The sequence below is a fragment of the Caulobacter sp. GW821-FHT12D05 genome (assembly GCF_058807295.1).
Window position 1 is genome coordinate 676066 of the sequence record NZ_JBXAQO010000001.1, and the last position, 25975, is coordinate 702040.

The window sequence follows — 25975 nt, forward strand, 5'->3', positions numbered from 1 at the left end:
GCGCGATGAACCGACGCCAGCTACTCGTCACCGGCTTCGCCTTCGCGGGCCTGGCCGCCTGTTCCAAGACCGGAGGCGGCCAGCCCGTCCTCAAGGTCGGCAGCCAGCGCGGCGGCACCAAGGCGGTGCTGATCGCGTCCGGCGCGCTCGAGGGGGTGCCTTACAAGATCGACTGGAGCGAGTTCCCGGCCGCTGCGCCGCTGCTCGAGGCCGTGAGCGCCGGGGCGGTCGATCTGGGCGAGGCCGGCGATGCGCCGTTCCTGTTCGCCTATGCGGGTGGGGCCAAGATCAAGGCCGTGCAGGCGGGCCGCAGCGGCGGCTCGTCGACCGCGATCCTGGTCTCCAAGGACTCGCCGATCCGCTCACCCGCCGACCTGCGCGGCAAGAAGATCGCCACGGGGCGCGGCTCGATCGGCCACTACCTGCTCTTGGTGGTGCTGGAGAAGGCGGGGCTGAAGCCTGCCGACGTCTCGATCGTCTATCTGAGCCCCGGCGACGCCAAGGCCGCCTTCACGGCCGGCTCGATCGACGCCTGGGTGACCTGGGGCTCTTACGTGGCTCTGGCCCGTCTGCACGACGCGGCGCGGATCCTGATCGACGGCGAAGGTCTGCTGGGCGGCTTCGGCTACGAGGCGGCCAGCGAAAAGGCGATCGCCGAGAAGCGGCCGCAGATCGAGGACTTCCTGAAGCGCCTCGCCAAGGCCCGGCGCTGGGCGGCGGACAATCCCGACGCCTTCGGCAAGGTGCTGGCCAAGGAGACCGGGCTCTCGGAAGAGGTCGCGCTCTACACCGTGCGGCAGTACCGCATCCGGCCGACCCCGCTGGGCCAGGAGTCCGTGAACGAAGCCAAGGCGGTGCTCGACCGCTTCCGCTCGGCGGGGGCGGTGAACACCGCTCGCGACCCGGCTGCGGCATTCGACGCCTCGTTCAACGGGGCGATCGCGTGAGCGAACCGCTGACCCTCTCGACCGACGTCCTGGTCATCGGTGGCGGCCTGGCCGGCGCCTGGGCGGCCATGGCGGCGGCGCGCGAGGGGGCGGACGTTGTGCTGGTCGACAAGGGCCGTTGCGGGACCAGCGGCGTCACCGCCACGGCGGGGCCGGGCCATTGGTGGGTCCCGCCGGAACGCCGTGAGGCGGCGGTGGCCGACCGCTTGAAGCGCTCATTGGGCCTGGGCGATCCGGATTGGATGCGTCGGATCCTGGACCTGACCTGGTCCAGCCTGCCGGCCCTGGCCGACCACTACGCCTTCTCGACCGACGACAAGGGCGAGGTGCAGTACCGGGGCCTGCGCGGGCCGGAATACATGCGGGCCATGCGCGCCTACGCTCTGGCGGCGGGCGCGAGGATCCTGGACCACCATCCGGCGCTGCAGCTTCTGCGGCATGGCGATGGCTCGATCGCCGGCGCGTCGGGGATCGCCCTGCGGGGTGAGCGGCCGTGGACGATCCGGGCGGGGGCCGTGGTGCTGGCCACGGGCGGCACGGCCTTCGCCTCGCGCCTGCTGGGCTCGGCGACCAACACCGGCGACGGCCTGCTGATGGGCGTCGAGGCTGGGGCCGACCTGTCGGGGATGGAGTTCACCAACTACTACACGCCGGCCTTGGCCGGCACGAACATGGCCCGGTCAATGGCCTACAGCTTCGCGCGCTGGTTCGACGCCGATGACCGTGAGCTGGACATCCCGAACGGCCCGGACGTTACCCCGCACCTGGCGCGGGCGCTGCTGAAGGGGCCGCTGTTCTGCCGGCTCGACCGCGTGCCGGACGACATCCGTCAAGTGATGCCTGAGGTACAGCCCAATTTCGTGCTGCCTTTCCAACGGCTTGGCATCGATACCTACAGCGAGCGCTTCGAGGTCACGCTGCATGCCGAGGGCACGGTGCGCGGCATCGGCGGTCTGCGGGTCGATGACGAGGACTGCCGGAGCGCGGTGCCTGGCCTCTATGTCGCCGGCGACGCCGCCAGTCGCGAGCTCGTCACCGGCGCGATCTCGGGCGGCGGCGCGGTCAATTCGTCCTGGGCGCTATCGTCGGGCCAGTGGGCCGGCGCGGCGGCGGCGAGGCGGGCGCGGTCGACCGGCGCGCGGCAGGAAGACCTGGCGATCGCCACGGGCCAAGCCGGCCTGACGCCTCGGCTCTCCGCGCGATCGTTCGACACCGCCGGCGCCGTCCAGGCGGTGCGCGAGGAGCTGAACGCCTACGATAAGAACATCTTCCGCCGAGGCGATGTCCTGGCCGCCTCGCTGGAGCGGCTGGACGAGGTCTGGCGCGAACTGGCCGATCACGGTCAGGCCGAGGGCCGCGCCGCCCTGCGCCTGCGCGAAGCCGCCGCACTGGTCGCCGCTGGCCGCTGGAGCAAGGCCGCCGCCCTGGCGCGTCGCGAGAGCCGGGGTATGCACCGCCGCGAAGATGCTCCGGGCTTGGATCCACGCCTGGCCAGCCGCCAGCGCGCTCAGGGCCTGACGCGGGTCTTTACACGCTTCGAGCCGACGCTCGCCCAGGCGGAGGTCGCCTGATGATCGAGGTCGTCATCGAGGAGCGCTGCGGCGGCTGTGGCGACTGCGTCGACGCCTGTCCCAGCGACGTGCTGCGGGTGGGCGAGGGCGGCAAGGTGGTGATCGCCGCCCAGGCCGACTGCCAGACCTGCCTGCTATGCGAGCTCTACTGCCCGACCGACGCCCTGTTCGTCTGGCCGGAGGTCGACCGCATCGCCGGGATCACCGCCGAGCAGGCCCTGGCCTCCGGTCAGTTGGGCGCGTTCCGCCGCGATCACGGCTGGGGCGAGCACGCCGCCACCCGCACCAACCAACACTGGCGGATGGGGGCGATCTTCGAGCGCGCCTACCGCATGCAAATCGAAGGGGAGAAAACCCGATGAGCAAGAGCCTGAAAGACCGTCTGGCCGACCTGCACGCCGAGCGCGTGCGCACCTGGGATCCGGCGGCGCTGAAGATCAACATCGACCAGCGGGCCACATTGGTCGAGACCGCCGACCCGTCGCAATGGGTCAAGGTCGGCGACCGCCTGGAGCCGTTCGTGCTGCAGGACGTCGAGGGCGGCGAACTGGCCCTGGAGGCGCTGTTGCAGCGCGGTCCGGCGGTGCTGGTGTTCTTCCGCTTCGCCGGCTGCCCGGCCTGCAACATCGCCCTGCCGTACTACGATGAGACCCTGGCGCCACGCCTGCGTGACCTGGGCGCGACCCTGGTGGCCGTCAGCCCTCAGGTGCCCGAGCGCCTGGGCGAGATCCGCAGCCGCCATAACCTGAGCTTCAAGGTCGCCTCGGACCTGAATAACGACCTCGGGCGCCGCCTGGGCATCCTCTACACGGCCGACGAGGCCAGCCAGGCCGCGCAGCGCGCCAAGGGTGGCTTCATCGGCGACACGACCGGCACGGGGACCTGGGAGCTGCCCCAGCCCGCCGTCGTCGTCATCGACCACGAGCGCGTCGTCCGCTTCGTCGACGTCAGCCCCGACTGGCTGGTCCGCACAGAGGCCGATCCGGTCCTGCAGGCCGTCCGCGACATCACCCTGGTTCCCGCCGAATAAGATCGGAGCGTTTTCCCATGACTGCACAACGCCAATTGAAGCTCGGCTTCATCCTGCACGGCGTCGGCCCCGGTTGGGGCGACTGGCGTCACCCGGACGCCCAGCCCAGCGCCAGCACCGACTTCCAGTTCTACAAGCGCCAGGCCCAAGTGGCCGAGGCGGGCAAGTTCGACTTCCTGTTCGTGGCCGACAGCGTCTACATCACCGAGAAGTCCAGCCCGCACTATCTGAACCGCTTCGAGCCGCTGACCATCCTGTCGGCCCTGGCGGGCGCGACCAACAATATCGGCCTCGTGGCCACCCTGACGGTCAGCTACAGCGAGCCGTTCAACGTCGCCCGCCAGTTCGCCTCGCTGGATCACATCAGCGGCGGCCGCGCCGGCTGGAACGTCGTCACCTCGTGGCTGGAAGGCAGCGCCGCCAACTATAGCCGCGAGAAGCACTACGCCCATGACGTCCGCTACCGCCTGGCCGGCGAGTACCTGGACGTGGTCCAGGGGCTGTGGGACTCGTGGGAGGACGACGCCCTGACCTTCGACAAGAAGGGCGGGCAATTCTTTGATCCCGCTAAGCTTCACGCCCTGAACCACAAGGGCGAGTTCTTCTCGGTGAAGGGGCCGCTGAACATCAGCCGCTCGCCGCAGGGGCAGCCGGTGATCTTCCAGGCCGGGGCCTCGGAGGACGGTAAGACCTTCGCCGCTCAGCGGGCCGACGCCATCTTCGTCTCGCACGAGGACGTCGACGCCGCCCAGGCCTACTACAAGGACATCAAGGCTCGCGCCGCCGGCTTCGGCCGTGATCCGGACCAACTGCACGTCCTGCCCGCCGCTCGTCCGGTGATCGGTCGCACCGCCGAGGAGGCCGAGGCGCTCTACAAGGAACTGACCGAGCTGGTGTCACTGGACAACGCCCTGTCGATGCTGGCCCGGCCGTTTAACGAGTACGACTTCAGCCAGCACGACCCGGACGGTCCGTTCCCGCTGGAGGCGGCCGAGTTCGGGGCCAATTCCAACCAGAGCGCGGTCACCCGCATCGTCGCGGCGGTGAAGGCCGACAACCTGACCCTGCGCGAGACGGCCCTGCGCTTCGCCACGCCGCGCGGCCATTTCGTCGGCGCGCCCGAGCAGGTCGCCGACAGCCTGCAACACTGGTTCGAGACGCGCGCCTCCGACGGCTTCGTGCTGTTCGAAAGCCTGCCAGGACAGTTGGAAGCCTTTGTCGAGCTGGTCGTGCCGATCCTCCAGGCGCGCGGGCTGTATCGCACCGATTACGAAGGGGCGACTTTCCGCGACAACCTGGGCCTGGACTTCCCGGTCAACCGCTACGTGGGGGCTTTGCAGGCGGCCGAGTAGGGAGGGGATATGGGGCCGTCCCGCCGACGGCCCCACCGCTCAAGGGATCTTCCGCATCTGCGCCAGACAGGCGCCGGCGACGGCCGCCATCGCGGCGGTTCGGTTCTGCACGGCCTGGGGTCCGGAGATCAGCAGCTTGTCCACCGACGGATTGGTGATGAACTCCGCCTCGATATAGGCGGCGCGGCAGGGCGTCTGGCGGCGGTCGTTGCCCAGGCTGATGTCGTTCAGCACGCCAAAGCCCGGCAGGTCGGGATTGCCCTGGTTGTCGGGCTTGACGCCACGATCCTTGGCGCCGGGATCGACGGCCTTGAGGGCGGTGAACAGCGCCTTCTGAACCGCGCCGGCGAACTCCATGTCCGCCGCCAGGTTGATGTTGTCGTTCTCCTCGGCCCGGTAGAACGTCTCCGTGCCCCTGATCGAGGCGGTCTTGGCGCCATTGAAGTGCAGGCACAGGAAGAGCTTGGCCTTGTGGTCGAAGGCCATGGCCGCGCGGGCCTTGCCCGTCACGTTGACGTCGGTGGTCCGGGTCAGCACCACCTGAACCGTCTCATTGCGCGCCGCGGCCTGGCGCAGCAGCTCGTCGCGCAGGATCAGCGCGAAATCCAGGGTCAGCTTCTTCTCTTTGACGTTGCTGGCCGAGATCGCGTTGTTGGCGCTGCTGCCTTCGACCTTCTTTTCTCCGCCATGGCCGGGGTCGATGACGATCACGCCGAGACTAGCGGCCGGTGTGACGGTGGGCTGGACCGCCTCGGTCTCAGCCTTCTGGACATCCGCCAGCAATTTCTCGGCCTCTGGAACCAGCGCCAGGACCGCGTCGGCATAGTCGGGGCGCGGCGTATAGATCGGGCCGATGAAGCGGATGAATTGTTCGGGCGTCGCCACATTGGCTTCCCAGCCGGAGTAGGGCGTTCGGTTCAGGAAGGCCCAGTAGCCGGCGATGAAGCTCTCGAGCGTGGCGAACTTGCAGTAGAAGTCCTCGCCGTCATGGGCGGCGTACTTCACCTTGGTGGCGTAGGGCGTCATCTCCTTGCGCCACTTCAGCCCGCCGAAATTGTAGTGATCGCGCGCCAGCGGCGAGCTGCCGCGACCGCTCTCCAGCGCCCATTGCGCCAGCGTCACCGCGCGCAGCTTGGGATAGCGGATGGCTTCGCCCAGATAGATCGTCGCCAGACGCCGGAACAGCTCATTGCTCATGTCACACCCTCCCCAGGAAAGTGTGACTATAGGTGACTATTTTGCAGTTTCGCTACCATAGGATGAATTTAGCGATTGTTGCGGGCGCTAGCCGCCGGCGGAACGTAGGCCCTGCACCAGCGATTGGGCCGCGATGGCGGCCTGGGTGCGGTTGTGGACGTTCAGTTTGCGCATCAGCGCGGTCATGTGCGCCTTGACCGTGGCCTCGGCGATGCCGAGGTCGAAGGCGATCTGCTTGTTCAGCAGGCCGGAATTGACGCCTTCCAGCACCTTCATCTGGGTCGGGGTCAGGCCGCCCAGCGCCGTCTTCAGATCCCGACCGGCAACGTCCGTCGTGCTCATCGTTGAATCCCTCTGTCTCGTCCCTGCGCACCGTCCTGCGGCGGTGTGCGCCCGTTTTCTTGTTCGCCGACTCTTACGTCGACCGATCCGGGTTATCTGACTCGACGTTAGCGCTATCTGTTGGACAAGTTCAAGTGATTTTGCCGATGTGAGCGTGAACATCGCAAAATGAACCAGAAGGCTATAAAACCTGTCATACAGGTTTTGGTGTTAGAGAGAGGCTGAGGCGGGGTGGCTTTGCCATACGTCTCGAATGGCCCGATGCTGCGCCTCGAAGTGGGAGACGTAAGGGATGAGCGAGGGCCGCCTGGCCGACCGGGCCTATACCGGCATCGTCGAGATGATCAACGGCGACGGGCTGGAGGTCGGCGACCGCCTGCCGTCGGAGGCGCGCCTGGCCGAGATCTTCGGCATGTCGCGCACCATCGTGCGCGAGGCGCTGGTCCGCCTGGCCGCCGACAGCATCACCGAGGCCCGTCGTGGGGCTGGCTCGTATGTGAAGAACCGGCCGTCCGACAAGCTGGGCGCCTACATGCCGCTGTCCGAGCTGCCGTCCACCATGGGCAGCTACGAGGTGCGGTTCGTGCTCGAGGCCGAGGCGGCGCGGCTGGCGGCCGTGCGGCGGTCGGCCGACGAGATGGACGCGATCGAGACGGCGTTGTCGAACCTGCGCGCGGCGCTGCTGTCCAGCGCGCCGGCCCATGCCGAGGACATGGAGTTGCATCGCCAGATCGTGCTGGCCACCGCCAATCCAGCCTTCCTGGTCGCCTTCGAGGCGCTGGAGGCCGATGTCGACAAGATCATGCGGGCGGGCGTCGACATCTCACGCTCGCGACCGCCCGAGGCGATCGCCGAGATGATGCGTGAGCACGAGATGATCGTGGAGGCGATCAAGGCGCAGGATGGCGACCAGGCGGCGCTGGCGATGCGCTGGCACCTGTCCAGAGGCCGCAAGCGGCTGATGCCCTAGGCGCGAGCCGCCAATGCGGGCTCGGTCAGCCAGGCCTGGGTGATCTCGCACAGCCGCTCGGGCGGCTCGGCGGCGTCCAGGGTGAAGACGCCTTCGTCGGCGCCCGGCCGTTCCAGGGTCGCAAGCTGGCTGTCCAACAGGCTGGCGGGCATGTAGTGGCCCGCGCGCTGGGTCAGGCGGCGCAGCAGCTCGTCATAACCGGCGTCAAGCAGCACGAAGCGGACGGGGACCGGAATGGCCTCGCGCAGGCGTTCGCGATAACGACGCCTTAGGGCCGAGCAGGCCGCCACCACCTGTCCGCCGGAGGTGAGGGCCTCGCCCATGGCCGCGCCAATCCGGTCCAGCCACGGCCAGCGGTCGTCATCGTTCAAGGCTTGGCCGGCGCGCATCTTGGCGACGGCGTTGGCGTCGTGGAACGTGTCGCCTTCCAGGAACGGGCAATCCAGCTGCCGGGCCAGTAGCGCGCCCAGGGTCGACTTGCCGCTGCCGCTCACGCCCATGGCGATGACGGCGAGACCGGCGGGACGTACGAGGCTGGATGGCGGCGGCAAACGACGTCCTTGGTCCGGCTGGGTTGGACTTCGCTTCTACCGACGCCTTTGCGGTGCGTAACTACGACCATGGTCGAGGTGGCAGCCGACGGCCGCAGCCGTATCACTTGCCGGAAGTAGATTGGCCGAAAGTAGATTTTGGGGAGTGGCATGAGAGCGCTTGTGTTGTCGTTGTTGCTGGCGGCCTCGAGCCCCATCATGGCGGAAGCCGCCACTGCTTCCAGTTCGGCTTGGCCGGCCACGCCGGACGATCCCCGGGCGGTGACGGTCAAGGCCGTCGGCGATGGCAAGGCCGACGACACCGACGCCATCCAGAAGGCCATCGACGCCGCCCGCGACAGCACCGGCCATGGCCTGGTCTTCCTGCCTTCGGGCCGTTATCGCCTGAGCCGCACCATCCTGATCCCGCCCGGCGTGCGCGTCTTCGGCGTCGGCAAGACCCGGCCAGTCCTTCTGCTGGGGGCGAACACGCCCGGCTTCCAGGAAGGCGTAGGCACGATGGTCTCGTTCACGGGCGGCGACCAGTATCAGGTCGGCGACATCCCCGTGCCGGTGCCCAGCGTCCGGCCGACGACCGCCAAGGTGCGCGACGCCAATTCCGGAACCTTCTATTCGTCGATGGCCAATATCGACATCGAGATCGGCGACGGCAATCCGGCCGCGGCGGGCGTGCGCTTCCGCATGGCCCAGCACGCCTTCCTGAAGCACATGAACTTCCGCCTGGGCTCGGCTTTCGCCGGCGTCTACCAGGCCGGCAACATCATGGAGGACGTCCACTTTCAGGGCGGCCGCTACGGCATCGTCACCGAGAAGACCTCGCCGGCCTGGCAGTTCACCCTGGTGGACTCCACCTTCGACGGCCAGCGCGACGCGGCGATCCGGGAGCACGAGGTCGACCTGACCCTGGTCAATGTGGCGATCAAGAACACGCCTGTCGGCATCGAAATCGACAAGGGCTACAGCGACAGCCTGTGGGGCAAGAACGTCCGCTTCGAGAACGTCTCCAAGGCCGGCGTCGTCATCTCGGCCGAGGACAATGTCTTCACCCAGGTCGGCTTCGACAACGCCGTGGCCGCCAACACCCCGGTGTTCGCCCGCTTCCGCGACAGCGGCAAGACGGTCGACGGCAAGGGCAAGGCTTATCGCGTGGGCTCGTTCACCTACGGCCTGACCCTGCCGGCCATGGGCCAGATGGGCGAGTACACGACCCTGTCGGACATCACGCCGCTGAAGGCCCTGCCGGCCGCCAATGCGCCCGCGCTGCGGTCGCTGCCGCCGATGGCCGATTGGACCAACGTCAAGACATTGGGCGTCAAGGGCGACGGCTCGTCCGACGACACCGCCGCCCTGCAGAAGGCGATCGACAGCCACAAGGTGCTGTACCTGCCGATCGGCTTCTACATGGTCAGCGACACGCTGAAACTGAAGCCCGATACGGTGCTGATCGGCTTGCATCCGGCCCTGACCCAACTGGTCATTCCGGACGGCAATCCCGGCCATGTCGGCGTCGGCGCGGTGAAGCCGATCCTGGAGACCCCGCGCGGCGGCGACAACATCGTCTCGGGGATCGGGCTCTTCACCGGCCGTATCAATCCGCGCGCCTCAGCGTTGCTGTGGCGGTCGGGCGAGAAGTCCCTGGTCACCGACGTCAAGATCATGGGCGGCGGCGGCACGCCTACCGCCGACGGCAAGCCGCTGGGCGCGGCCCAGGCCCGTAGCGGCGATCCGGTCGCCGACGGCCGCTGGGACGCGCAGTACCCCAGCATCTGGGTGACGGACGGCGGCGGTGGCACTTTCGCCAACGTGTGGAGCCCCAACACCTTCGCCTCGGCGGGTTTCTACATCAGCGACACCAAGACGCCGGGCCACATCTACGAGGTCTCGGTCGAGCACCACGTGCGCAACGAGTTCGTGCTCGACAACGTGGAGAACTGGGAGTTCCTGGCCCCGCAGACCGAGCAGGAGGTCGGCGACGGCCCCGACGCGGTGTCGCTGGAGATCCGCAACTCGAAGAACATCCTGTTCGCCAACTATCACGGCTACCGCGTCACGCGCTCGTACCACCCGGCCGAGACGGCGGTGAAGCTGTTCAACTCGACCGACATCCGCTTCCGCAACGTCCACATCAACGCCGAGAGCGGCGTGGCCCTGTGTGACAAGATCGGCTGCGGCACCTATCTGCGGGCCAGCAAGTATCCGTTCGAGAACGCCATCCAGGACAAGACCTCCAAGCTGGAGGTGCGCGAGCGCGAGTTCGCCGTGCTGGACGTCAAGGGCGACCAGCCCGCGCCGACGCCGGCCGATCCGAAGGTCAAGAAGCTGGAGACCGGCTTCTGGTCGATCTCGGGCGCGACGGTCGGTGCGGATGGTGCGCTGTACTTCGTCGAGAAGCGCTTCCAGCGCATTTACCGCTGGACGGCGGCCAAGGGCCTGGAGATCGTCCGCGACAGTTCGCTGGATCCCACCAACCTGGCGGTGGACGCCTCGGGCAAGCTGATGGTGGTGTCGTCGCTAGGCCCGCAAGGCGCGGTCTATTCGATCGATCCGAATGGTCCGCACGATGCGATGACCCTGATCGCGCCGACCGCCGTGGCCTCGCGCGGGAAGGGCAAGACGCTGCTGCCGGTCAACTGGTGGAACAATGGCGAGTTCCGCGACCAGTACGATCCGGCCAAGGGTGAGTTCACGACGCTGGCGCAGATGTTCGCCCGCGATGTCGGCGCGCCCAAGGCGCAGGAATATGTCTCGCCCGACGGCAGCGTGTCGCTTCCGGCCTTCCGGGTCTGGCAGCAAGGTCCGCCGGACCATGTCGGCTGGCGCTGGGCCGACAGCCTGCAGGCCAACGGCCTGATCGGTGGCGCGGTGGGTGAGCGCGTGTTCGTCACCAACGGCTCGGAGAACAAGACCTATAGCGGTCAGGTTGGTCCTGGCGGGACACTGACGAACCTGAAGGTCTTCGCCAATCGCGGCGGCGAGAGCGTCGCGGTCGACGGGCAAGGCCGGGTGTTCGTCGCCAACGGCCAGATCTTCCAGTACGGCGCCGACGGCCAACTGGTCGGTCGCATCGACGTGCCCGAGCGTCCGCTGCAGCTGATCTTCGGCGGCGAGGGCGGGAAAACACTGTTCGTCCTGACTCACCGTTCGCTCTACGCTGTCACGCCATAACAGTCGGGTTGGGGAGTCGAGTATGAAGCGTTGGCTGGTCGCCGCGAGCGTGGCGTCTATCGCGTTGGCCTGTGCGGCGGGAACGCCGGCTTGGGCTTCGATCTCGGCTTTCGCTACGGCTCCTGACGACCCCGCCGCCATCACAGCGAAGGCCAAGGGCGACGGCCGCGCCGATGACACCGCCGCGCTCCAGGCGGCAATCGACGCGGCGGCGGCCAAGCCGGGCGGCGGTCTCGTCTTCCTGCCATCGGGTCGCTATCGGATCAGCAAGACGTTGTTCCTGTGGCCAGGCGTGCGGCTGTTCGGCGTGGGCGCGACGCGGCCCGAGATCGTGCTGGGCGACGCGACGCCAGGCTTCCAGAAGGGCCTGGCCAACATGCTGATCTTCGCCGGGGCCAAGCCCGACCCGGCGCGGGCCTTCAAGCCGGCCTTTCCGCCGCCGGGCAGCGTGCCGTTCAACAAGGACATCGCCGACGCCAATCCCGGCACCTTCTACAGCGCGATCAGCAATGTCGATTTCACGATCGGCAAGGGCAATCCGGCCGCGACGGCGATCCGCTTCCATGCCGCCCAGCACGCCGTGCTCAGCCACATGACCTTCGACATCGGCTCGGGCCTGGCGGGCCTGTACCATGTCGCCAACGAGGCCGAGGACCTGCACTTCAAGGGCGGCCGCTACGGCATCCTGGCCGAGAAGCCGTCGGCGGCCTGGGGTTTCGTGCTGCTGGACTCGACCTTCGAAGGGCAGCGCGATGCGGCCATTCGCGAGCATGAAGCCGGCCTGACCCTGGTCAATGTGGCGATGAAGGACACGCCGGTCGGGGTCGAGATCGACCGCGGCTACGGCGACTGGCTATGGGGCAGGGACGTCCGTTTCGAGAACGTGTCCAAGGCCGGCGTCGTCATCTCCAACGAGCGCAACGTCTACACCCAGGTGGGTTTCGAGAACGCTTCGGCGATCAACACCCCGGTGTTCGCGCGCTTCCGCGACAGCGGCAAGACCACGGCGGGGAAGGGCAAGGCCTACCGCGTCGCCGCCTTCAATCACGGCCTGACCGTGCCGGGCCTGGGCCAGACGGGTGACTACAAGACGACGTTCGAGGCCGAGGCGGTCTCGGCGCTCAAACCCGTCCAGCCCGCGATCCGGGCGCTGCCGCCGACATCCGAATGGACCAACGTCCGCACGCTCGGCGCCAAGGGCGACAATACGACCGACGACACCGCCGCCATCCAGAAGGCGATCGACACGCACCGCGTGGTCTATTTCCCGACCGGCTTCTACCGCGTCACCGACACCTTGAAGCTCAAGCCCGACACCGTGCTGATCGGCCTGCACCCCAGCCTGACCCAGATCGTGCTGCCCCACGCCACGCCGGCCTTCCAGGGCGTCGGCGCGCCCAAGGCGCTGGTGCAGTCGGCAGACGGCGGCGACAACATCGTCTTCGGCCTGGGGCTCTATACCGACGGCGCCAGTCCGCGCGCCACGGCCCTGCTATGGACGGCCGGCGCGACCTCGATGGTCAATGACGTCAAGTTCCAGGGCGGCCACGGCACCAACCTCTTCGACGGCACGCGCTTCAGCCCGTACAACAACAACGCCACAGCGGACGCCGACGCGACCAAGCGCTGGGGCGGGCAGTATCCCAGCCTGTGGGTGACCAATGGCGGGGGCGGGACCTTCTCCAACATCTGGAGCCCCAGCACCTACGCCTATTCCGGCATCTACGTCTCCGACACCAAGACGCCCGGCCACGTTTACCAGGCCTCGGTCGAGCACCATCTGCGCACCGAAATCAGCCTGAACCGCGTCGCCAACTGGGAGTTCCTGGCTCCACAGACGGAAGAAGAGGCGGGTGAGGGCGAAGACACCGTCTCGCTGGAGATCCGCGACTCCAGCAACATCCTGCTGGCCAACTATCACGGCTATCGCGTCACCCGCACGCGCCGTCCGGCGCCGGCGGCGGTCAGGATCTACAACTCGCACGACATCCGCTTCCGCAACGTGGCGGTTAATGGCGAGAGCGGTTTCGGCACCTGCGACGACAACGGTTGCGGCACCTTCACCCGTCTGACCAAGTATCCGTACGAGAACGCCATCCAGGACATCACCAGCGGCCTGGAGGTGCGCGAGCGCCAGTTCGCGGTGCTGGACATCGGCGGGGCGCCCAAGCCGGTCACGCCGTCGGTGTTCCCGGCCGGCGCGACGATCGAGAAGCTTGGGGATGGCTTCTACTCGCTGGGCGGCGGCGCCGTGGACGCGGCCGGGACGCTGTACTTCACCGACCGTCGCAACCAGCGGATCTACAGCTGGTCGGACGACCGCAAGCTGTCGATCTTGCGCGACAACACGCTGGACCCGGTCAACCTGGCCGTCGACGCCTCGGGTAATTTGCTGGTGCTGTCGTCGGAGGGGCGCAACGCCTCGGTCTACAGCTTCAAGCCGGGCAGCCCGGACACCGAGGTCACGGTGATCGCCCCGACGTCGGCGGGTGAGGGCGCTAACGCGGCGACGGTGCTGCCGGCTAATTGGTGGAACAACGGCGAGTTCAAGGACCAGTTGAACCTCGACACCTACCAGTTCACCACCCTGGCCGAGCTGTTCGTCCGCGACATGGCGCTGCCCAAGGCCAAGGAATATGTCTCGCCCGACGGCAGCCTGGTCCTGCCCGCCTATCGGGTGTTCTCCAACGGACCGGCGGACTATCGCGGCCTGCGATTCTCGGACTCGCTGGACACCTACGGTTTGATCACCGCCAAGCCCGGCCAGCGGGTGTTCATTGCCAACAGTTCCGAGAACAAGACCTACAGCGGCCTTGTCGGACAAAAGGGCGCGATTACCGACCTGAAGGTCTTCGCCGAGCGGGGCGGGGAGAGCGTCGCTATCGACGCCGAGGGACGGGTCTATGTCGCCAACGGTCAGGTCTTCGTCTACGCGCCCGACGGCAAGCAGGTCGGACGCCTCGATATCCCCGAAAGGCCCCTGCAATTGCTGTTCGGCGGGACCGACAAGCGCACCCTGTATGTGCTGACTCACCACGCGCTCTACGCGGTGCGGAGCAAGTAGTCCCACAACAGGAGACCAGTCCCCAAAAGGCCTACGACCATGGTCGTATAGTTAGCGGTCCCATCGTCTGACAAATTCCCAGAAGGCCAATCAGATGGCCCAATGAAAAACTGGGAGGGATGCAGGATGAGTGCTGTCGGTAGCACGCGAGGGGGATCGTCCTTTTTGAGCGCTCTGCTCGCGACGAGCGCATTCGCGACAATTTTCACAGGCGGCGCGGCCTACGCGCAAGCCACCCCGGCTTCGGACGACAGCACCGTGACGGAGATCGTCGTCACGGGCACGCGGATCCGGTCCGAGGGCTTCACCGCCCCGACGCCGACCCAGATGCTGGGTCAGCAGGACCTGGAGCGGGCGGCCCAGCCGAACATCTTCACCGCCATCACCCAGCTGCCGTCGCTGCAGGGTTCGAGCGGCGCCACCACGGGCACCTTCAGCACCTCGAGCGGCCAGCAGGGCCTGAGCTCGTTCTCGCTGCGGGGCCTGGGCACCATCCGCACCCTGACCCTGCTGGACGGCCAGCGCGTCGTGCCGGCCAACGTCACGGGCGTTCCCGACATCAGCCTGTTCCCGCAGCTGCTGGTCGAGCGGGTCGACGTGGTGACCGGCGGCGCCTCGGCGTCCTATGGCTCTGACGCCGTCGGCGGCGTGGTCAACTTCATCACCAACAAGAAGTTCCAAGGCTTCAAGGCCAACGTCCTCACCGGCGTCACCACCTATGGCGACAACCACCAGTGGCTGGCCCAGGTCGCGGCCGGCAAGAACTTCCTGAACGACCGCCTGCACGTGCAGGTCAGCGGCGAATATGACTGGGAAGAGGGCGTCCCGGCGGGCGGCTTCGGCGAAGATGCGCCGGGCAGCCGCGACTGGTACACGACCGCCACCCTGGTCAATCGCGGCGTCACCAACGACGGCGCGCCGCAGTACCTCTATCGCGAGCACGCCCAAGCTTATCAGTACGCCAAGTATGGCTTGATCAGCACCGGACCGCTGCAAGGCACCGCCTTCGACCAGAGCGGCAACCCGTTCCAGTTCCAATACGGCGGTGGCGGCGTGCCGTCCAAACTGACCACCCCCACGACTGGAGCCCCCGTCTCCGGCTGCTACACGAACGGCGGCTTCTGCGTCGGCGGCGACCTGTCGGGAAATGTCGGCATCGGCACCTCGCTGCAGTCCCGCATCAAGCGGATGGGCACCTACGGCCGCATCGGCTACGACCTGGACGACAACAACGAGATCTACGCGACCCTGAACGTCGCCCGTGTGGAAAGCAGCAACCAGCCCAATCCGGGTGCGGCCACCACCGGCCTGACAATGTCGTGCGCGAACCCGTACCTGCCCGCGTCGATCGTGGCGGCCTGCGCCGCCAACAACATCACGAGCTTCAACTTCGGCACGAGCAACGCCCTGCTGCCGCGCAACATCTCGGTCCACCCGACGCGGACCCAGTATCGCGGCGTGATTGGCGCGAACGGCAAGTTCAACGCCCTGGGCAAGGACTGGCACTACGACGCCTATTACACCCACGGCCAGAACACGACGAACATCCACGTCAAAGACATCCTGCTGATGCCGCGCTATCGCGCAGCCGTCCAGGCCATCACGGTGGGCGGACAGATCGTTTGCGCCGACCCTATCGCCCGCGCCAATGGCTGCGTGCCGATCAACATCTTCGGCGGCAAGCCCCCCAGCGAAGCGGCCCTGGCCTACATCACGCCCAAGAATGGCCCGTACCAGCACTCGGTGCAGAAGCAGGACGTCGCCAGCATCAACTTCAGCGGCGAGGCGTTCTCGAACTGGGCCGGTCCGGTGTCGCTGGCGATCGGCGGCGAGTGGCGCAAGGAACAGTACCACGTCCAAGGCGACCCCTACGGCGATGGCAACACGGACTCGCCCAACACGGCCGACTATCCCAACGATCCGGTCCTGGTTGCGTCGGGCGCCAACTGGTTCGCGGGCAACTACCACTCAGGCCGTGGCAGCTACTCCGTGAAGGAAGCCTATGCCGAAGTGAACATCCCGCTGGTCAACTCGGACGCGGCGGGCAGGGCCAACCTGAACATGGCCGGTCGTTGGACCGACTACAGCACCTCGGGCACCGTCTACACTTGGAAGGTCGGGGCCACCTGGGACACGCCGATCGACGGCGTCCGCCTGCGGGCCGTCACGTCGCGTGACGTCCGCGCACCCAACCTGTCGGAACTGTTCGCCGCGCCGGTCACCACGACGCTGCCGAACTTCACCATTCCCTCGAACGGCACGCCGCCAGCTGGCCAGCCCTCCGGCGGTGCGGTGACGGCGTTCCAGAACGTGGTGGGGAACCCGGACCTGAAGCCGGAAATCGCCAAGAACGTGACCATCGGCGCGGTGCTGTCGAACCCGCAATGGCTGCCAGGCTTCAGCGTCTCGGTCGACTGGTACAACATCGTCCTCAACGGCGGCATCTCCAGCCTGGGCGCTCAGCAGATCGTGAACTTCTGCTATGCGGGCATGACCCAGTTCTGCGGCGCATTTAATCTCAACTCACCGAACGCCTTCATCAATTCCCAGACGTTCAACCTGGCTTCGATCAAGACCAGCGGCTTCGACATCGAGAGCAGCTATCGGTTCGAACTGCCCAGCGTGCCCGGCCGCTTCACGGTCCGGGGGCTGGCGACGAACACGCACAAGTTCGTCACCAACCCGGGCATCCCCGGCGCGGTCGCCGTCGACTCGGCCGGCCAGAACTCCGGCGCCACGCCGGACTGGAAGTTCCTGGCTATCCAGTCCTGGGACACCGACCGCTTTGCCTTCAGCGTCCAGGAGCGCTGGTTCAGCGATGGCCGGTTCGGCGGCACCACCACCGACTACATCGAGTGCAAGGCCGGCAGCTGCCCGGTCTCGACCGGCAGCAACCCGACCATCGACTACAATCACATGAAGGGCGCGACCTATGTCGACATCAGCGCCTCCTACAAGTTCGGCAATGGCCTGCAGCTCTACGGCAAGGTCGACAACCTGCTGAACCGCGATCCGACGCCGTCCCCGCAGACCAATACGGGCCTGGACGCCAACCCGGCGCTCTATGACCTGCTGGGCCGGTTCTACCACGTCGGCCTGCGGTACAGCTTCTAAGTCCCGGGCCGCCCGCCTCCACCTCCCCCTGGGCGGCCTCGCCCGGGCCCTAGCGGTCTCCCCGCAGTGGCCCGGGCGTCTTTCTTTGCGCTATGGCTCGTCCATGCGCGGGAGACTCACTGATATGACAGCGCCAGCGACCCGAAAGCCTCGCCTCTCGCGCGGCGCCACCATGGCCGACGTCGCCGACCGGGCGGGTGTGTCGCGCATGACGGTGTCGCGCGTCATCAACGAGGGCGCCAAGGTCCGGGAAGAAACCAGGCTGGCCGTGTTGGCCGCGATCCGCGACCTCAACTTCGAGCCCAACCTGGCCGCCCGCAACCTGGTGATGTCCGGCGAACTGCGGATCGGCGTGGTCTATTCCAATCCCAGCTCGGCCTTCATGAGCGACTTCCTGGTCGGCGTCTTCGAGGAAGCCACCAGCGCTGGCGCGCGCCTGATCCTGGTGCGCGGCGAGAACGGCCAGCCGCCGGCGCTCGAAGAGCTGCAACGGCTGGTCGGCGCGGGCGTCCACGGCGTGGTGCTGGCGCCGCCGCTGGGCGAGTCCGCCCTGGCGCTCGACATTCTGCACGCGGCGAACCTGCCGATCGCCGTGGTCGCGGCGGGCAAGCCGCCCAGCGACGCGATCAATGTTCGCATCGACGACCGCCAGGCCAGCCAGGCCATGGCCCAACACCTGCTGGACCTTGGCCACCGGCGGATCGGCTTCATCGCCGGCAATCCCGACCAGACCGCCAGCGCCGTGCGCCTGGAGGGCGCGCGCGCCGCGATCGCCAAGGTCGAGGGGGCCGAGCTGGTCGTGGCGTCGGGCGCCTTCAGCTACGACTCGGGCCTGCGCGCCGCGGAGTCGCTGTTGGACTCGGACCGGCCGCCGACCGCGATCTTCGCCAGCAACGACGACATGGCCGCTGCAGCGGTTTCGGTAGCGCACCGTCGGCATCTGGACGTGCCGCGCGACCTGACCGTGGTCGGGTTCGATGACACGACCGTCGCCACGACGCTGTGGCCGCCGCTCACCACCATCCGCCAGCCCGTGCGGCAGATGGCGGCCATCGCGCTGGATCGGCTGATCCGCGCCCTGCGATCCAACGACGAGACCGACGAGATTTTCGCCGACCACGTCCTGGAACATGTTCTGATCGAACGGGACTCGACGGCCCCGCCGCGCGAGGTCTAGCGGCGGGCCTGCTTCTGGTCCTCGTGGATGTCCAGCAGGGCATTCATCAGCTCGGCGTCCTCGCTGGACATCACGCCCAGCACCTCGGCCTCGTCGCAGCCTTCGGCGGCCAGATAGGCGTGGCCCATGCTGGAGTCGATATAGATCGACTGGCCCTGTTCGAGCACCACAGGGTCATAGAACTCGGTCGTGACGACGATCCGGCCCTTCAGCACGAAGATGTATTCCTCGCCCGCGTGGCTGACGAGGTCGCCGAACTGCTCGGCGCTCTTGGCGCGGATCTTGGTGATCACCGGGATCATCCGTTTCCCGCGCAGCTCGGTGTGCAGGTAGTAGTAGTCGTAGTTCGGGGTCTCGACGCGCACGGCGCGGTCGACATCGCCCAGGCTGCGTCGCGCGGTCACCGCTTGAGGCGGATTGGCGTCTTCTTCCGCGAATAGCTCCGACATCCGCATACCCAGCCGCTGTGAGAGCTGTTGCAGCTTGTCGTAGGTCAGGGTCAGGCGGTCGTGCTCGACCTTGGACAGGGTCGAGACGGGGATACCGCTCTTCTCGCTCATCTGTTTGAGCGTCCAGCCCTCACGATCTCTCAGTCCACGCAGCAGGGTTCCAAGCGTGTGGGCATTGGCAGGCACGCGCCACGACTCCTCGAGGCAGTTGACGAATTTTCCAATCAGGATAGCAATTGTCCTGATCAGGATTGTTGTCTCCCAATCTATCGGCTGAGCCGAGCGGGAGCAATCCGCCAAAGGTCGAGGGAGGGCGAGGGAATGAGGGCGATCAAAAGAGTGGCGGTCGTAGTGGCCGCGGTGCTAGCGGGGCTGGGTTCGACCCAGGCGCAGACGCGGCAGGAAACGGCCACGCCGCCGGTGGCCAAGGTCGCGCCGCCGCCGGCCGCCGCGCCGGCGATTCCGTCGGCCAGCGCGACGCTGACCAAGGCCGATGTCGATCTCTGGCTGGACGGCTACATGCCCTACGCTTTGCGGGTGGGCGACATTCCCGGCGCCGTGGTCACGGTGGTCAAGGACGGCCAGATCTTGACGACGCGCGGCTTCGGCTATGCCGATCGCGACAAGAAGACGTCGGTCGATCCCTACAAGACCCTGTTCCGGCCCGGCTCGATCTCGAAGCTGTTCACCTGGACGGCCGTGATGCAGCAGGTCGAGGCCGGCAAGATCGACCTGGACGCCGACATCAACCAGTACCTGGACTTCAAGATCCCGGCCTACAAGGGCAAGCCTGTCACCACGCGCCAGCTGATGACCCACACGGCCGGCTTCGAGGAAGTGGTCAAGGAGCTGATCTTCTACGGCAAGCCCGAGCCTGAGCTGGGCGCCTATCTGAAGAACCACGTGCCCAAGCGCATCTTCGAGGCGGGCGTGACGCCGGCCTATTCGAACTACGGCACGGCCCTGGCCGGCTACCTGGTCGAGCGCGTGTCGGGCGAGAAGTTCAACGACTATATCGACCGTCACGTCACGGGTCCGCTGAACATGCGGAACACTACGCTGCGGCAGCCGCTGCCCGCCAACCTGGCCGGCACGGACGCCATCGGCTACTCCAAGCCGGGCAAGCCCTCGAAGGGCTTCGAGATCGTCGGCCCGGCCCCGGCCGGCTCGGCCTCGTCCACCGGCGCGGACATGGGCCGCTTCATGATCGCCCACCTGCAGGGCGGCGAACTGGACGGCCAGCGCATTCTGTCGGCGGAAACGGCCCACACGATGCACTACAGCCCGCTGGACAAGGTGAACCCCAAATCGCTGATCGGGCCGCTGGATCGCATGGAGCTGGGTTTCTTCCAGACCTCGATCAACGGCCGCTACGTGATCGGCCACCTGGGCGACACCGAGGGTTTCCACTCCTCGCTGCACCTCTACATGAACGAGAACGTCGGCCTGTATTTGTCGGTGAACAGCGGCGGTCGCCAGGGCGCGGCGGGCACGCTGCGCACGGCCATCTTCCGTGACTTCTCCGACCGCTATCTGCCCTATGCCGGCGCGCCGGACGGCAAGGTCGACGCCAAGACGTCCGCCGAGCACGCCAAGGCCTTGGCCGGCCCCTGGCAGGTCAGCCGCCGCGCCGACGGCAGTTTCCTGTCGCTGTTCTACATGATGGGCCAGGCCAAGGTCGCCGTCGGTCCCAAGGGTGAGCTGATCGTCCCCAGCATCCTGGGCGCCAATGGTCGCCCTAAGGAATGGGTCGAGATCGCGCCCTACGTCTGGCGCGAGGTCGGCGGTCATGACCGCCTGGCCGCCCAGGTCGTTGACGGCAAGCCCGTCCGCTGGAGCTGGGATTTTGGCTCGCCGTTCATGGTCTTCGACCGCATCCCGGCCGGGCAGAACGGCGCGTGGCTGCTGCCGGCGCTGTTCGCCAGCATTGGCGTCCTGGCCCTGACCTTCCTGTACTGGCCGGTCGTCGCCCTGATCCGTCGCCGCTACAAGACCAAGGCGGATATCTCCGGCAAGGCGCTGACGGCTTCGCGGGCCGCACGCGGCGGCGCCGGTCTGCTGCTAGCCTTGATCGTGGGCTGGGGCGTGGGCGTGACGACGATGACGTCCAGCGCGGCCGCCATGACCGGCGGCATGGACGGGATCATGCTGCTGCTCCAGGGCCTGGGCTGGGTGGTGCTGCCGCTGGCCCTGGCGACCGCCGGCTGGAACGCCTGGCTGACCTGGACCGACGGCCGCAGCTGGGCGCGCAAGCTGTGGAGCGTGGTCCTGGTGCTGGCGACGCTGCTGCTGTTCTACGTCGCCCTGACCTTCCACCTGCTGGCCATGTCGGTGCACTACTGATGGGCCGGCTGACCCTAGACATCGCCAGCGAGACGCTGCGGCTGGCGCAACCCTTCCGGATCGCCAGGCACGTGTTCGACACGTCCGACATCATCGTCGTGACGCTGTCGACTGGCAGCGCGAAGGGGCGTGGCGAAGCGTCCGGGGTCTTCTTTCTGAAGGAGACCGTGGACAGCATGCGGGCTCAGCTCGAAGCGGTCCGCGAGGCCATCGAGGCCTGGCCGACCCGCGAGGCGCTGCGCTTCATCCTGCCGCCGGGCGGAGCCCGCAACGCCGTCGACTGCGCGCTGTGGGAGCTGGAGGCGGCGCTGACTGGGCAGCCGGTGTGGAAGCTGGCGGGGCTGGACGCCCCCCAGCCGCTGCGCACCACCTTCACCCTCGGCGCCGACACGCCTGAGACCATGGCCAAGGGCGCGATCGACTACGCCCAGGCGCGGTCGATCAAGATCAAGCTGACCGGCGATCTGGCGCTCGACCAGGACCGGGTGCGGGCCATCCGCGCCGCGCGTCCGGACGCCTGGCTGGGCGTCGACGGCAACCAGGGTTTCGTCCGCGCGGATCTGGACGGCCTGGTCGAGACGCTGGTCGAGCAGCGCGTGTCGCTCCTGGAGCAACCCCTGGCGCGCGGTCATGAGCACGAGTTGGAGGGTTTCGACAGTCCCATTCCGATCGCGGCCGACGAGAGCTGCGTGTCGCTGCCCGACGTGTCGGCGGCGGTGGGGCGCTTCCAGGTCATCAACATCAAGCTCGACAAGTGCGGCGGCCTGACCGAGGGCCTGCTGATGGCCGCCAAGGCGCGGCGGCTGGGTCTGGGGGTCATGGTCGGCACTATGGTCGGTACCAGCCTGGCCACCGGTCCGGGCTTCGTGCTGGGCCAGATCTGCGACCTGGTCGACCTGGACGGCCCGACCTTCCTGGCCAAGGACCGGCCGCCCGGCGCGGTCTACAAGGACGGCACGGTCTGGGCGGGCGAGGGCGTGTGGGGCGCTCCGGCCTCGGCGGCGGCCGCATGACCGACAAGGTTCTCGAGCCGTCGCCGTGGTTTGGTCAGCCGCGCGGCCTGACCGTCCTGTTCCTGACGAACATGTGGGAGCAGTTCTCCTACTTCGGCATGCGCGCGCTGCTGGTCTACTACATGACCAAGCAGCTCTTGATCGCCCAGGGCACGGCGTCCCTGATCTACGGGACCTATACGGCCTGCGCCTATTTCACGCCGATCGTCGGCGGGGTGATCGCCGATCGGCTGCTGGGCAAGCGGCGGGCCATCATCATCGGCGCCAGCGTCATGGCCGCCGGCCATTTCATGATGGGTTTCGAGAACCTGCTCTATGTCGCCCTAGCGACGATCGCGCTGGGTAACGGCCTGTTCCTGCCGACCCTGCCCAGCCAGATCAACGACCTCTATGCCGAGGGCGATCCCCGGCGGGGCTGGGCCTACAACGTCTACTATCTGGGCATCAATATCGGCGGCTTTCTCGCGCCCCTGCTGTGCGGGACGCTGGGCGAGGTGTTCGGCTGGCACGTCGGCTTCGCGGTGGCCGGCCTGGGCATGCTGGCGGGCCTGCTGATCTACCTTTGGGGACAGCGCTACCTGCCCGCCGAGCAGGGCAGGGTCGTCGCCGCGTCGGCGGCTCCGCGTGGGCGGATGGGCCTGCCGACCGTGCTGGTCCTGGCGGGCGTGGCGCTGTCGGTCACCGTCTTCCGCGGCGCCTACGAGCAGGCCGGCAACACCGTGGCTCTCTGGGCCGACGCGGGCGTGAACCGGGGGCTGGGCTCCTGGACCGTGCCGATGACCTGGTTCCAGTCGCTGAACCCGCTGCTGGTCATGGCCATGACGCCGATGCTGCTGGCGGGTTGGAAGAAACGCGCCGACCACGGCCGCGACACGTCGCCGGCTCAGCGCATGGCGACCGGGGCGCTGATCGTGGCCGGGGCCTATCTGCTGCTCTGCGCCGTCGACGCCTTCAGCGGCGGCGCGGCGCACTGGCTGTGGCTGGTGGTCTTCTTCGGGATCTACACCTTCGGCGAGCTGTTCATCCTGCCGACGGGCCTCGGTTTATTCGCGCGCCTGGCGCCGCCGGGATTCGGCGCGACCACCGTGGCGGCCTGGTACCTGACCATCTTCGCCGGCAGCCTCAGCGCCGGCCTGGTCGGGACGTTGTGGAGCAAGATGTCCCACACGGCCTATTTCGCGCTGCTGGCGGGCCTGGCCGTCACCGCCGCGATCCTCCTGCGTCTGATCGATCCGTGGGCGCGCCGCGCCGAGGCCGGCGAACCGTCCGCCTAGCCGCGCAATTGTCGTTGACAATTCTCTGATTGGGATAACAGTGTCCTGAATAGGATTAAATTTGCGTAATGGGCTGAGGTCGGAAACGGGGAACCCGGACGACCTCTCAAGCGCCGGCGGGAAGAGGGCGGCATCGCCCCGGGGGCCGTCCGGCGCACACAACAACGAGGGGACTAGAATGAAGCTCAAGCGTACGACCCTGCTCATCTCCAGCGCCGTCGGCGCGCTGCTGACCCACTCCGCCGCCATGGCGGCCGATGAGGCTCCGAAGGTCTCGACCGTCGAAGAGATCGTCGTCACCGCCCAGAAGCGCGAACAGACGCTGATCGACATTCCGCAAGCGATCTCGGTGGTGTCGGGGGACGCCCTGGAGATCCATGCGGCGACCAACTTCAGCGACTACCTCAAGCTCGTGCCCGGCCTGCAGCTGGTGCAAAGCACGCCCGGCCAGGGCCGCCTGGTCATGCGCGGCGTCAACACCGGCGGCGTCGCCTCGACCGTGGCCGTCTACATGGACGAGACCCCGTTCGGCTCGAGCAGCGCCCTGGTCAACGGCGCGGTGCTGGCCGGCGACTTCGACACTTTCGACGTCGCCCGCATCGAGGTGCTGCGCGGCCCGCAAGGCACGCTGTACGGCGCCAGCTCGATGGGCGGCCTGCTGAAGTTCGTGACCAATACGCCCGACACCAAGGGCTTCACGGCCCGCGCTCGCGGCGCGCTCGAGGACACCAAGGGTGGCGCGATGTCGTATCGCACCACGGCGATGGTCAACATCCCGCTGGGCGAGACTGTGGCCCTGCGCGCCTCGGGCTTCTACCGCAAGGATGGCGGCTTCATCGACTCGATCGGCACCAGCGGTTCGGACGTCGAGAAGGACATCAACGACGCCAAGGTCTATGGCGGCCGCGCCTCGCTGCTGTTCAAGCCGACCGACAAATTCGACCTGCGCCTGACCGCCGTGCTGCAGGACATCAAGGCCGACGCCCCGACCGTGGTCGAGAGCGATCCCAACACCCTGAAGACCAAGTACGGCCGACCGACCTTGTCGCAGTTCGTGCCGGCGTTCTCGGACGTCGACTACCGCGTCTACAACGGCGTGGTGAACTACGACCTGGGCTTTGCGACCTTCACCTCGTCCAGCAGCTTCAGCAAGCTGAACCAAACCAAGCGCGACGACGCCACTTTCAATCTCAGTGGCCTGATCAAGTCGGCGTTGGGTTTCACCAACGAGCTCTACCTGGCCCAGAACACCAACAACCGGAAATACACCCAGGAAGTCCGCCTGGCCTCGAACCCCGGCGCCAAGTTCGACTGGATGGTCGGCGGCTATTTCACCGACGAGAAGGGCCTGATCCACCAGGAATATATCGCCGTCACGCCGGGCACTCTGACCCAGCTGACCGGCATCCCGCTATTGGCCAATCTGGATCTGAGCTCGCGGTACAAGGAATATGCCGGCTTCGCCAACGCCACCGTGCATCTGAGCGACCGGATCGACGTCGATGTCGGCGGCCGCTACAGCCACAACAAGCAGAGCGCCAGCCAGGCGGCCAAGGGCGTGCTGGCCGGCGGCACGCCGATCGCCAGCAACCTGACCTCGTCGGACAACGTCTTCACCTATTCGCTGGCCCCGAAGTTCAAGCTGGACGATCGCCGCTCGATCTACGCCCGCGTCGCCAAGGGCTATCGTCCCGGCGGTCCGAACGTGATCCCGCCCAGCGCCCCGGCCGGCACGCCGGCCAGCTTCGATCCGGACACCGTCACCAGCTACGAGGCCGGCTTCAAGGGCGAGACCGCCGATCATCGCCTCAGCCTGGACGTCGCCGCCTTCCATATCGACTGGAAGGGCATCCAGCTGCTGACCGTGGTGAACAACTTCGGCATCAACGCCAATGGCGCGGACGCCAAGAGCGACGGCGTCGAGTTCAACGCCACGGCGCGCTTGACCAACGGTCTTACCGTGTCGGCCAACGGCGCCTATACCGACACCAAGCTGTCGGGCGACACCAGCGCCCTGGTCGGCGGCAAGAAGGGCGACCAGCTGCCGTTCACGCCGAAGATCAGCCTGGGCTTCAACGGCGACTACAGCTGGTCGATCGGCGAGAACCAGGCCTATGTCGGCGCCTCGCTGCGGGTCATGGGTAAGCAGAGCGGCACGTTCGATGCGACCTATCGCACCGCCAATGGCAAGCAGCGCGAAGTCCCGTCCTACGAGGTGGTCGACTTCCGGGCGGGGATGAGCTTCGGCAAGGTCGACCTGGAAGCCTACGTCAAGAACGCCTTCGACGCCGACGGCAAGGTCTCGAGTTCGGCGATCACGGCCAGCGGCCTGCCGGTCTATCCGACGGGTGCGATGGGTACGGGCGTGATCCGGCCGCGCACCATCGGCGTCAGCCTGACGGCCGGCTTCTGATCG

The 25975-nt window shown here is 67.3% G+C and carries 18 protein-coding genes; 14 read left to right on the top strand and 4 right to left on the bottom strand.

The features are described from left to right. Window positions 1-5 precede the first annotated feature (5 nt). Genes AC1RRR_RS02880 through AC1RRR_RS02900 form a run of 5 tightly spaced genes read left to right on the top strand, consistent with a single transcriptional unit; the run spans window position 6 to window position 4900 of the window. On the top strand, window positions 6-947 hold the full coding sequence (locus tag AC1RRR_RS02880; RefSeq protein WP_492810415.1) for an ABC transporter substrate-binding protein: 942 nt from the start codon (window positions 6-8) through the stop codon (window positions 945-947). After that, on the top strand, window positions 944-2518 hold the full coding sequence (locus tag AC1RRR_RS02885; RefSeq protein ID WP_492810417.1) for an FAD-dependent oxidoreductase: 1575 nt from the start codon (window positions 944-946) through the stop codon (window positions 2516-2518). The genes AC1RRR_RS02880 and AC1RRR_RS02885 overlap by 4 nt, the downstream gene beginning before the upstream one ends. After that, window positions 2518-2880, top strand: a complete 363-nt coding sequence (locus tag AC1RRR_RS02890) for a 4Fe-4S dicluster domain-containing protein (RefSeq protein ID WP_492810419.1) — start codon at window positions 2518-2520, stop codon at window positions 2878-2880. The genes AC1RRR_RS02885 and AC1RRR_RS02890 overlap by 1 nt, the downstream gene beginning before the upstream one ends. Further along, window positions 2877-3548 carry a peroxiredoxin-like family protein gene (locus AC1RRR_RS02895; RefSeq protein ID WP_492810421.1) on the top strand — a complete coding sequence of 224 codons (672 nt, stop codon included), beginning with the start codon at window positions 2877-2879 and terminating at the stop codon, window positions 3546-3548. Before AC1RRR_RS02890 ends, AC1RRR_RS02895 begins: the two co-directional genes overlap by 4 nt. 17 nt (window positions 3549-3565) lie before the next feature. Then, window positions 3566-4900, top strand: coding sequence for an LLM class flavin-dependent oxidoreductase (locus AC1RRR_RS02900; protein ID WP_492810423.1), 1335 nt, complete (start codon window positions 3566-3568; stop codon window positions 4898-4900). Window positions 4901-4939: 39 nt separating this feature from the next. Here the strand turns inward: AC1RRR_RS02900 and AC1RRR_RS02905 are convergent, their stop codons facing one another. Further along, window positions 4940-6097: an N-acetylmuramoyl-L-alanine amidase gene (locus AC1RRR_RS02905; RefSeq protein ID WP_492810425.1), complete on the bottom strand. Its 1158-nt coding sequence runs from the start codon at window positions 6095-6097 to the stop codon at window positions 4940-4942. 87 nt (window positions 6098-6184) lie between these two features. Beyond that, window positions 6185-6439, bottom strand: coding sequence for a helix-turn-helix domain-containing protein (locus AC1RRR_RS02910; protein WP_291877043.1), 255 nt, complete (start codon window positions 6437-6439; stop codon window positions 6185-6187). Between the two features lie 292 nt (window positions 6440-6731). On the opposite strand from AC1RRR_RS02910, the gene AC1RRR_RS02915 reads away from it, so the two are divergent. Then, window positions 6732-7409, top strand: coding sequence for a FadR/GntR family transcriptional regulator (locus AC1RRR_RS02915; RefSeq protein WP_454715901.1), 678 nt, complete (start codon window positions 6732-6734; stop codon window positions 7407-7409). Here the strand turns inward: AC1RRR_RS02915 and AC1RRR_RS02920 are convergent. After that, window positions 7406-7960: a gluconokinase gene (locus AC1RRR_RS02920; RefSeq protein ID WP_492810427.1), complete on the bottom strand. Its 555-nt coding sequence runs from the start codon at window positions 7958-7960 to the stop codon at window positions 7406-7408. The two genes, AC1RRR_RS02915 and AC1RRR_RS02920, sit on opposite strands and share 4 nt — an antisense overlap. Window positions 7961-8110: 150 nt before the next feature. On the opposite strand from AC1RRR_RS02920, the gene AC1RRR_RS02925 reads away from it, so the two are divergent. The 4 genes from AC1RRR_RS02925 to AC1RRR_RS02940 all read left to right on the top strand — a co-directional run bounded on the left by AC1RRR_RS02925 (window position 8111) and on the right by AC1RRR_RS02940 (window position 18480). Continuing rightward, the gene (locus tag AC1RRR_RS02925; protein ID WP_492810429.1) at window positions 8111-11125 is read left to right on the top strand and encodes a glycosyl hydrolase family 28-related protein; all 3015 of its coding nucleotides are present in this window, start codon (window positions 8111-8113) and stop codon (window positions 11123-11125) included. Between the two features lie 22 nt (window positions 11126-11147). Continuing rightward, window positions 11148-14189 carry a glycosyl hydrolase family 28-related protein gene (locus AC1RRR_RS02930; protein ID WP_492810431.1) on the top strand — a complete coding sequence of 1014 codons (3042 nt, stop codon included), beginning with the start codon at window positions 11148-11150 and terminating at the stop codon, window positions 14187-14189. Between the two features lie 126 nt (window positions 14190-14315). Next, window positions 14316-17303, top strand: a complete 2988-nt coding sequence (locus AC1RRR_RS02935; protein ID WP_492810433.1) for a TonB-dependent receptor plug domain-containing protein — start codon at window positions 14316-14318, stop codon at window positions 17301-17303. 124 nt (window positions 17304-17427) lie between these two features. Then, a complete protein-coding gene (locus tag AC1RRR_RS02940; protein WP_492810434.1) occupies window positions 17428-18480 on the top strand; it encodes a LacI family DNA-binding transcriptional regulator in 1053 nt (350 codons plus the stop codon). Here the strand turns inward: AC1RRR_RS02940 and AC1RRR_RS02945 are convergent. Beyond that, the gene (locus tag AC1RRR_RS02945; protein ID WP_492810436.1) at window positions 18477-19115 is read right to left on the bottom strand and encodes a helix-turn-helix domain-containing protein; all 639 of its coding nucleotides are present in this window, start codon (window positions 19113-19115) and stop codon (window positions 18477-18479) included. The two genes, AC1RRR_RS02940 and AC1RRR_RS02945, sit on opposite strands and share 4 nt — an antisense overlap. Window positions 19116-19268: 153 nt before the next feature. Here AC1RRR_RS02945 and AC1RRR_RS02950 point away from each other — a divergent pair, with 153 nt between their 5' ends. From AC1RRR_RS02950 to AC1RRR_RS02965, 4 genes are all read left to right on the top strand, one after another. After that, the gene (locus AC1RRR_RS02950; RefSeq protein ID WP_492810437.1) at window positions 19269-21272 is read left to right on the top strand and encodes a serine hydrolase domain-containing protein; all 2004 of its coding nucleotides are present in this window, start codon (window positions 19269-19271) and stop codon (window positions 21270-21272) included. Continuing rightward, on the top strand, window positions 21272-22285 hold the full coding sequence (locus AC1RRR_RS02955) for a dipeptide epimerase (RefSeq protein ID WP_492810438.1): 1014 nt from the start codon (window positions 21272-21274) through the stop codon (window positions 22283-22285). Before AC1RRR_RS02950 ends, AC1RRR_RS02955 begins: the two co-directional genes overlap by 1 nt. Next, window positions 22282-23559: a peptide MFS transporter gene (locus tag AC1RRR_RS02960; RefSeq protein ID WP_492810439.1), complete on the top strand. Its 1278-nt coding sequence runs from the start codon at window positions 22282-22284 to the stop codon at window positions 23557-23559. Before AC1RRR_RS02955 ends, AC1RRR_RS02960 begins: the two co-directional genes overlap by 4 nt. A gap of 178 nt (window positions 23560-23737) precedes the next feature. Beyond that, complete coding sequence (locus AC1RRR_RS02965; RefSeq protein ID WP_492810440.1) at window positions 23738-25972, top strand: TonB-dependent receptor; 2235 nt, start codon at window positions 23738-23740, stop codon at window positions 25970-25972. The last annotated feature ends 3 nt before the right edge of the window (window positions 25973-25975 follow it).